Below are 7785 nucleotides of genomic sequence, written 5' to 3' on the forward strand. Positions count from 1 at the left end.
CCACAAAAGTCAGCCGCCCTTTCTCTCATTTTCATGTCCGGGTTGCGGCTGAGACGCCATGGCGGTTCTTTGTGTATAGTGACATCTCTTTGTGACAGTGATACATTCTTATAAGAGAAAGCCGCTTGATAGGGACTACCCCTACATCCGGGCGGTGACAAGGAGGATGAGGAGCGAATCTATGTATTTAAAGCGCCTCGAAATTACAGGGTTTAAATCGTTCGCCGACCGTACGGAACTGGAGTTCGTGCCCGGCGTGACGGCCGTTGTCGGCCCTAACGGCAGCGGCAAAAGCAACATCTCGGATGCTATCCGCTGGGTGCTTGGTGAGCAGAGTGCTAAATCGCTGCGCGGCGCAAAAATGGAGGACATTATTTTCTCCGGGAGCGATTCGCGCAAGCCGGTTAATTTCTGTGAAGTGTCGCTGACACTTGACAACACCGATCAGCAGATAAAGATGGATTTCTCTGAAGTTACCGTTACCCGCAGAGTCTATCGCTCGGGTGAAAGCGAATATTATATTAACCGACAGAGCTGCCGGCTGCGCGATATTATCGAATTATTCATGGACACAGGCGTTGGCAAAGAGGCGTATTCCGTTATCGGCCAGGGACGGATTGAAGAGATTTTGAGCACGCGTTCCGAAGACCGCCGAGCGCTCTTTGAGGAAGCGGCCGGGATTGTCAAATATAAAGCACGCAAAAAAGAAGCGGTAAAAAAACTGGACGAGACCGAGCAAAACCTTGTGCGTGTGCAGGATATCATGGGTGAAATCGAGGAACAAATCCAGCCGCTTGCCGAACAAGCCGAGAAAGCACGCACGTATTTATCGCTGAAAGAAACGCTCGCCCAATATGAAATCGGTTTGTATGTAAAGCAGTTCGATTTGCTGCATGCTGAATGGGAAGAGACGAAATCGCTCGTGGAAAAACTTACGAGCGAGCAGATCGAGCGGTCGGCTAGCATCAACCGAATGGAAGCCCAAACGGCCGACTTGCGCGCATTTGTGAGCGAACAGGATCAGGTGCTTGAAGAATTGCAGCAGCGCCTGCTTACCGTCACTGAAGAAGGAGAGAAAAAAGAAGGGCTTAGGGAAGTGCTCCGTGAACGTCTGCGCAATTACAGCCAAAACAAACAGGACGCCCGCAGCAAAGCAGTAGCGCTTACTGAGAAGCAGGAGGCGCTGCGTATACAGATTGCGGAGGCGGCACAGCAGGTAAAAGCAGCTGAAGAGCAGGTTGCAGAGCTGACAAAGGAACTGCAGTTGGAGCAGAAAAGATATATGAATTTCGCCAGATTTTCCGATGGTGACATCGAGCGCCTAAAGGCCGACTACTTCGATATCTTGAATCAAATGGCATCCATGCGCAATGAAATCCGCCATCATCAGCAGGCGCTCGAGATGAACCAACAGCGCTGGGAACGTCTCGAATCTAGCAATCAGCAGCTCATTGAGCAGAAAGAAAGCCTGACCAGCCGACGCACCGAATTGGAAGATGAGCTGGCTTCGGTGTCTAAGCGCCTGGCCGAAAATATGGACGCGTTTAAAAAGAAAATGGCGGCGCAAAAAGAACAGGCAGCTCAAAAATCGCGTTGGCTTCAAGCGTTGCGTGAAGGCGAGCAAAAACTAAACGGTATGCTTTCGCGCCGTGACGTAATAAAAGAGATGCAGGCTGATTTTTCCGGATTCATGCAGGGTGTCAAGGAAATTCTAAGAGCGCGCGAACAAGGCTTTGCAGGCGTGGAAGGTGCGGTGGCTGAGCTGATTTCCGTTGAAAAGCAGTATGAGACGGCAATCGAAATTGCATTGGGCGGCGCCTTACAGCATGTCGTGGTGGAAAATGAAGCGGTAGGGCGCCGAGCCATCGGGCTTTTAAAGCAGCGTCGAGCTGGACGGGCTACATTCCTGCCGCTTGATGTCATTAAGCCGCGTCAGATACCGGCGGGCGAGCGCGCCCGTGTACAGGAGATGGACGGTGTCGTTGGTGTGGCGGCGGAGTTGGTTCGCTGTGCGGAACGATATCAGTCTATCGTTTATAATCTTTTAGGCAATGTAATGATTACCGAAACGCTTGAGCAGGCCAACGCGGTCGCCCGAGCCCTTCAGTACCGCTACCGCATTGTGACGCTTGAAGGCGATGTTGTCAACCCGGGCGGCTCGATGAGCGGTGGGTCCGTGCAGCAGAAATCGAATCAATTGTTGGGGCGTCAGCGTCAACTCGAACAATTGGAAGAGGAGATTGCCCGTCAGAAGCAGGCCAATGAAGAGTTCTATACCCGGTTAGAAGCGATAGCCGCAGAAGAAGAAGTCTGGATACAAGAGCAGGAACAGATGCGTGCAGCAGGCGAGCAGCTTCGCTTCAGAGAGCAGGAGATAAAAGGGCTGCTGCGTGAGCTGGACCATTCAGAGAAAACGATTGCGGAACGCTGGGAGTTCTTCCAGCAGGATCAAGCTGTGCTGGACAAAGAGCGTGAGCAGGCCAAGCATCGCATCGCGGCAATCGAAGAAGAACTGGAAGAGCTGGCGATTGCCGAACAAGAGAAACAGCAGGAAATTGAAGCGGCGGAGAGAAGCAAAAAAGAAAAGGAAACAAACAAAGAAGCGCTGAACGATCGTATTACCGAATTGAAAGTGCAGGTAGCGACGCGCAAGGAACAATATGAAGCGCGTCTTTTAGAATATAACCGCCTGGAAAAAGATCTGCAGGAAGTGACTGCCGAGCTTAGCGCGACGACGAAAACACTGCTTCTGCTCGATTCGGGCACCGCTACAAGCGATGAGGAGGAAGAGAAGCTCGATCGGGAAATCCGTGCCCTGCGCGCCGAGAAAGAGCAGTACAGCGCCCACATTCAGGAACAACGCAAGAAACGGCAGGATGTTCAGGCACGTTTGGCTGAGCAGGAAGCGGAAGTAAAAGAGATGCGCCGCCAGCTTAAAAGCGTGGAAGAAAATCTCTACAGGCATGAGGTTAAAGTCGAGCGTATGGACGTGGAGCTGGATAATCTGTTGAACAAGCTCCGGGAAGAGTACGAGCTGAGCTACGAGATGGCCAAGGCGAACTATCAACTGCCCGATGATGTGGAGGAAGCGGCCAAGACGGTCAAGAGTATAAAACAGCAAATTACCGCACTCGGCACAGTCAATATAGGCTCAATTCAGGAGTACGAACGATTGCATGAGCGGCAGGAATTTCTGCTGTCACAGCACCGCGATCTAAGCGAAGCAAAAGCGACGCTGTACCAGGTTATTGCTGATATCGAGGCGGAAATGTCGCGGCGGTTTAAAGAAACGTTCGATGCGATTCGCGCTCAGTTCCAACAAGTTTTCACGCAATTGTTTGGCGGCGGCCGGGCAGACTTGCAGCTATCCAATCCGGATAATCTTCTTGAGACCGGGATCGAAATTGTGGCCCAGCCTCCCGGAAAGAAACTTCAGTATCTTGCGCTTCTCTCCGGCGGGGAAAAAGCACTGACCGCCATCGCGCTTCTCTTTTCCATTCTGCGGGTAAAACCGGTGCCGTTCTGCGTACTCGATGAAGTGGAGGCGGCATTGGACGAAGCGAACGTTTCGCGTTTCTCCCAGTACCTGCGGGAATTCTGTGAGAAAACGCAGTTTATCGTCGTTACACACCGGCGCGGGACGATGGAGGGCGCTGACGTGCTGTACGGCGTAACGATGCAGGAATCCGGAGTATCGAAGCTTGTTTCCGTCCGTCTTGAAGACGAGACGATGGTGTCATAAATCTCAGGAAGAAAGGAAGCATGACATGAGTTTCTTTAAAAAGCTGAAAGAAAAAATCTCCGGTCAGACGGAAGCGATTACGAATAAATTTAAGGAAGGTCTGATGAAAACGCGCGGCGCGTTTGAGAAAGTGGAGGATTTGGTGCGCCGCTATAAGCGCATTGACGACGAGTTTTATGAAGAATTGGAAGATATTTTAATCTCCGCCGACGTCGGTGTTAACACGGTGATGGAGCTGGTCGATGATTTGCGCAACGAAGCGCGCAAGCAAAGAATTGAAAATGCACATGAGCTGCAGCCTGTCCTCTCAGAGAAACTGGTTGGACTTCTGCAGGGAAAAGATGAAGATACGTCGCTGAATATTGAAGATGGACGCCTTAACATCATCTTGTTTGTCGGCGTGAACGGCGTCGGCAAGACGACCACCATCGGCAAGATGGCACATATGCTCAAAAGTCAGGGCAAAAAAGTGCTGCTGGCTGCAGGGGACACATTCCGTGCAGGTGCGATCGACCAGCTTGAAGTCTGGGGTGAGCGTGTTGGCGTAGAAGTGGTCAAGCAGCAGCAAGGTTCCGACCCCGCTGCCGTTATTTATGATGGTATTCATACCGCCAGGGCGCGAAAAGCGGACGTCCTGCTGTGCGACACGGCCGGTCGTCTACAGAATAAGGTAAATCTGATGGAAGAGCTTGCAAAGATTAAGCGGGTCATCTCCCGCGAAGTTCCGGATGCGCCGCATGAGACGCTGCTCGTGCTGGATGCGACTACCGGCCAGAACGCGCTTAGCCAGGCGAAAGCGTTCAGCCAATCCGCTGAATTGTCGGGCATCGTACTGACAAAGCTTGACGGTACAGCGAAAGGCGGCATCGTCATCGCCATTCGCAACGAATTGCAGGTACCGGTCAAATATGTCGGCCTCGGTGAGAAAATGGACGATCTGCAGCCGTTCAATGCTGAACAATTCGTCCATGCGCTGTTCGCCACATCGATCGAAAAAGAGATGGAACAAGAAGAAGAGTAAAGAGAAAATGCTTGACACTTATTCATCACTTCTGTATGATTATGTCCTGTAAAGGAATTGATCTTTACACGAATTTCCGTACACGGGGGCAGATCCCATGCTGGAGGAAACCACGCGTCTGCATTTATTGTACGACTTTTACGGCAAACTGCTGAAAGACAGGCAGCGCAAATACTTTGAGATGTATTACCGCGACGACCTGTCGCTCGGCGAAATCGCGGAGATTGAGGACATCAGCCGTCAGGCGGTGTTCGAACAGGTGAAGCGGATTGCCAAGACGCTCGAAGATTATGAACGCAAGCTCGGTCTTCTGGCGCGTTACGAAAAACGGCGCGCTTTACTCGAAGAACTGCAACGGGAATTGTCTACAGAAGAGCCACAAGAGTTGCATTCACTGGAAATCGTGCGCAAGCTTCTTGCGTTAGAAATGGAGATAGATTAGGAGGCGGACCATGGCGTTTGAAAGCTTAGCCAGCCGACTGCAATCCACGTTTGACAAGCTGCGCGGCAAAGGGAAAGTCACGGAAGAAGACGTTACCAAGGCGATGCGCGAAGTGCGTCTTGCCCTGCTGGAAGCGGACGTTAACTTCAAAGTCGTAAAAGAATTTGTAAACCGCGTCAAAGAGCGGGCCATTGGGCAGGATGTGCTCAAGAGTCTTACGCCTGGCCAGCAGGTCATCAAGGTCGTAAACGACGAGTTGACCGAGTTGATGGGCGGAGGGCAGAGTAAACTTGCCGTAGCCAGCCGGCCTCCGACAGTTGTTATGATGGTCGGCCTGCAGGGTGCGGGTAAGACGACGACGACGGGGAAGTTGGCCAACTACCTGCGTGGAAAGCAAAACCGCAAACCGTTGCTTGTTGCTTGCGATATCTACCGTCCGGCTGCAATTAAGCAGCTTGAAGTTGTCGGGAAGCAGTTGAATATCCCCGTGTTTTCGATGGGGGATAAGGTAAGTCCGGTCGAAATCGCCAGGGCGGCGATTGCGCATGCAAAAGAGCAACATTTCGATTACGTGCTAATCGATACCGCCGGGCGCCTGCACATTGACGAGACGCTGATGGGCGAGCTGCAGGAGATAAAAGAGGCAACCAGGCCGAACGAGATTCTGCTTGTGGTAGATGCCATGACAGGTCAGGATGCTGTCAATGTGGCGGAAAGTTTCAATAACCAGCTTGATTTGACAGGCGTTGTGCTGACCAAGCTGGATGGTGACACCAAAGGTGGTGCTGCGCTCTCCGTTAAGTCCGTAACTGGCACGCCGATTAAGTTTGTCGGTATGGGTGAGAAGATGGACGCGTTAGAGCCGTTTCATCCGGATCGAATGGCCAGCCGGATTCTCGGCATGGGCGATGTGCTCACGCTTATTGAGAAAGCGCAAATAGACGTAGACGAAGTGAAAGCGAAAGAACTCGAGCGCAAAATGCGCAACGCTGAATTTACGTTTGAGGATTTTCTGGAACAGATGGCGCAAGTCCGTAAGATGGGACCGCTTGATGAGTTACTGAATATGATGCCGGGCATGAACAAAATCAAAGGCATGAAAGATTTGAAAGTCGACGAGAGTGCCTTAAATCGCGTCGAAGCGATCGTCCGGTCTATGACGACCCAGGAGAAACAGCAGCCGGAAATCATCAATTCCAGCCGCCGCAAGCGCATCGCGAAAGGAAGCGGCACGACTGTTCAGGAAGTAAATCGGCTCATCAAGCAGTTTGAAGATATGCGCAAGATGATGAAGCAGTTTACAAAAATGACGGACAAAGCGAAGAAAAAAGGCGGGGGCTTCAGGTTTCCGTTCTTTGGGCAATAACATTGTGTTTGTTTGAAACTAAGTCTTTTCATTTATGGATGACTTTGTTAAAATAACTAATTAGTGTGCAAAACACAACTTGGAGGGAATAACAAATGGCAGTAAAAATTCGTTTAAAACGTATGGGTCAAAAGAAAGCCCCTTTTTATCGTGTGGTAGTAGCAGATTCTCGCGCGCCGCGTGATGGCCGCTTCATCGAAGAAATCGGAACATACAATCCGGTAGCGCAGCCAGCGCAAGTTGAAATCGACGAAGAAAAGGCAATGAAATGGCTGACTACAGGCGCTCAACCGACAGACACGGTTCGCAGCTTGTTTCGTAAGCAAGGTCTGCTGCAAAAGTTCCACGAAGTAAGAAACAGCAAAAAGTAGTCCATTCTATTCAAGCGGGAGGATTAACGGGTGAAATCATTAATTGAAGTGATTGCCAAAGCTCTTGTTGACCATCCCGACGCCGTGTCGATTGAAGAGGTGACGCAGGAGGGCAGCACTGTCTACCGATTGTCCGTTCATCCGGATGATATGGGCAAGGTGATCGGAAAGCGGGGGCGCATTGCTAAGTCTCTTCGCACTGTCGTGGGCGCGATGGCCATGAAAGAAAACCAGCGCGTGACGATCGAAATTGTATAGAAAGCATAGATAAAAGCTGGGAGAAAACATCCCAGCTTTTCTTAGCGTTAAACGGAGGTTACCATGATGCTGACAGTGAAACGCAAAGTGAAAGTCATGATGGTATTGACCGAGACATCCCGCAAACAGATGCAGGAAGAGTTCGCCGACATGCGCAAGCGTTACGAACTGGAGCTTGAACAGCTGAATTTCCAGGCTAAAAAATTACTGCAGGAAGCGCAGCGGAAAGGGCGGGATGCGCTTGAGATTGTTCAGCGTCGGCTGACCCAGGAGAGGCAGGCGCGCGAAGAGAAGCTATCCCAGGTTTCTTTCCAGTTGGACCAACTGGCCAATCTCCCGCTCGGCAGCGAGCTTCACTATACAACGGTCGAGAGCGACGTGGAGGTAAAAGTCGGCGATGATTGGGGAAAGGTAATGACAGGCACAGAAATTGTGCTGCAGGACGGAATTGTGAAAGAAATTCGCGAAAGGGGAACAGAAGCGTGAGCGGAGAGTTTTTCACCGTAGGCAAGCTAGTAAACACGCACGGCATCCGCGGCGAGGTCCGCGTCATTTCGGAAACGGACTTTCCGGAAGAGCGGTACC

7 protein-coding genes and 1 pseudogene are annotated in these 7785 nt (G+C 51.3%); all 8 read left to right on the plus strand.

Annotated features, from left to right (window positions below; translation table 11 throughout):
* Positions 1-181: 181 nt before the first annotated feature.
* On the plus strand, positions 182-3742 hold the full coding sequence (gene smc / locus B2899_RS06575; RefSeq protein ID WP_286884577.1) for a chromosome segregation protein SMC: 3561 nt from the start codon (positions 182-184) through the stop codon (positions 3740-3742).
* A gap of 25 nt (positions 3743-3767) precedes the next feature.
* Positions 3768-4763 carry a signal recognition particle-docking protein FtsY gene (gene ftsY, locus B2899_RS06580; protein ID WP_146809423.1) on the plus strand — a complete coding sequence of 332 codons (996 nt, stop codon included), beginning with the start codon at positions 3768-3770 and terminating at the stop codon, positions 4761-4763.
* A gap of 97 nt (positions 4764-4860) precedes the next feature.
* Positions 4861-5205 carry a YlxM family DNA-binding protein gene (gene ylxM, locus B2899_RS06585; protein WP_146809422.1) on the plus strand — a complete coding sequence of 115 codons (345 nt, stop codon included), beginning with the start codon at positions 4861-4863 and terminating at the stop codon, positions 5203-5205.
* 10 nt (positions 5206-5215) lie between these two features.
* The gene (gene ffh / locus B2899_RS06590; RefSeq protein WP_146809421.1) at positions 5216-6571 is read left to right on the plus strand and encodes a signal recognition particle protein; all 1356 of its coding nucleotides are present in this window, start codon (positions 5216-5218) and stop codon (positions 6569-6571) included.
* A 95-nt stretch (positions 6572-6666) separates the two neighbouring features.
* A complete protein-coding gene (rpsP, locus tag B2899_RS06595; RefSeq protein ID WP_146809420.1) occupies positions 6667-6942 on the plus strand; it encodes a 30S ribosomal protein S16 in 276 nt (91 codons plus the stop codon).
* Positions 6943-6972: 30 nt separating this feature from the next.
* A complete protein-coding gene (locus B2899_RS06600) occupies positions 6973-7200 on the plus strand; it encodes a KH domain-containing protein (RefSeq protein WP_146809419.1) in 228 nt (75 codons plus the stop codon).
* A 63-nt stretch (positions 7201-7263) separates the two neighbouring features.
* A complete protein-coding gene (locus tag B2899_RS06605; protein ID WP_146809418.1) occupies positions 7264-7686 on the plus strand; it encodes a YlqD family protein in 423 nt (140 codons plus the stop codon).
* Positions 7683-7785: pseudogene (locus B2899_RS06610) on the plus strand (ribosome maturation factor RimM); the annotation flags it as partial. The gene B2899_RS06605 and the pseudogene B2899_RS06610, both read left to right, overlap by 4 nt.

It is taken from the genome of Aneurinibacillus sp. UBA3580, from assembly GCF_002375825.1.
In the GTDB taxonomy this organism is placed as follows: domain Bacteria; phylum Bacillota; class Bacilli; order Aneurinibacillales; family Aneurinibacillaceae; genus Aneurinibacillus; species Aneurinibacillus danicus.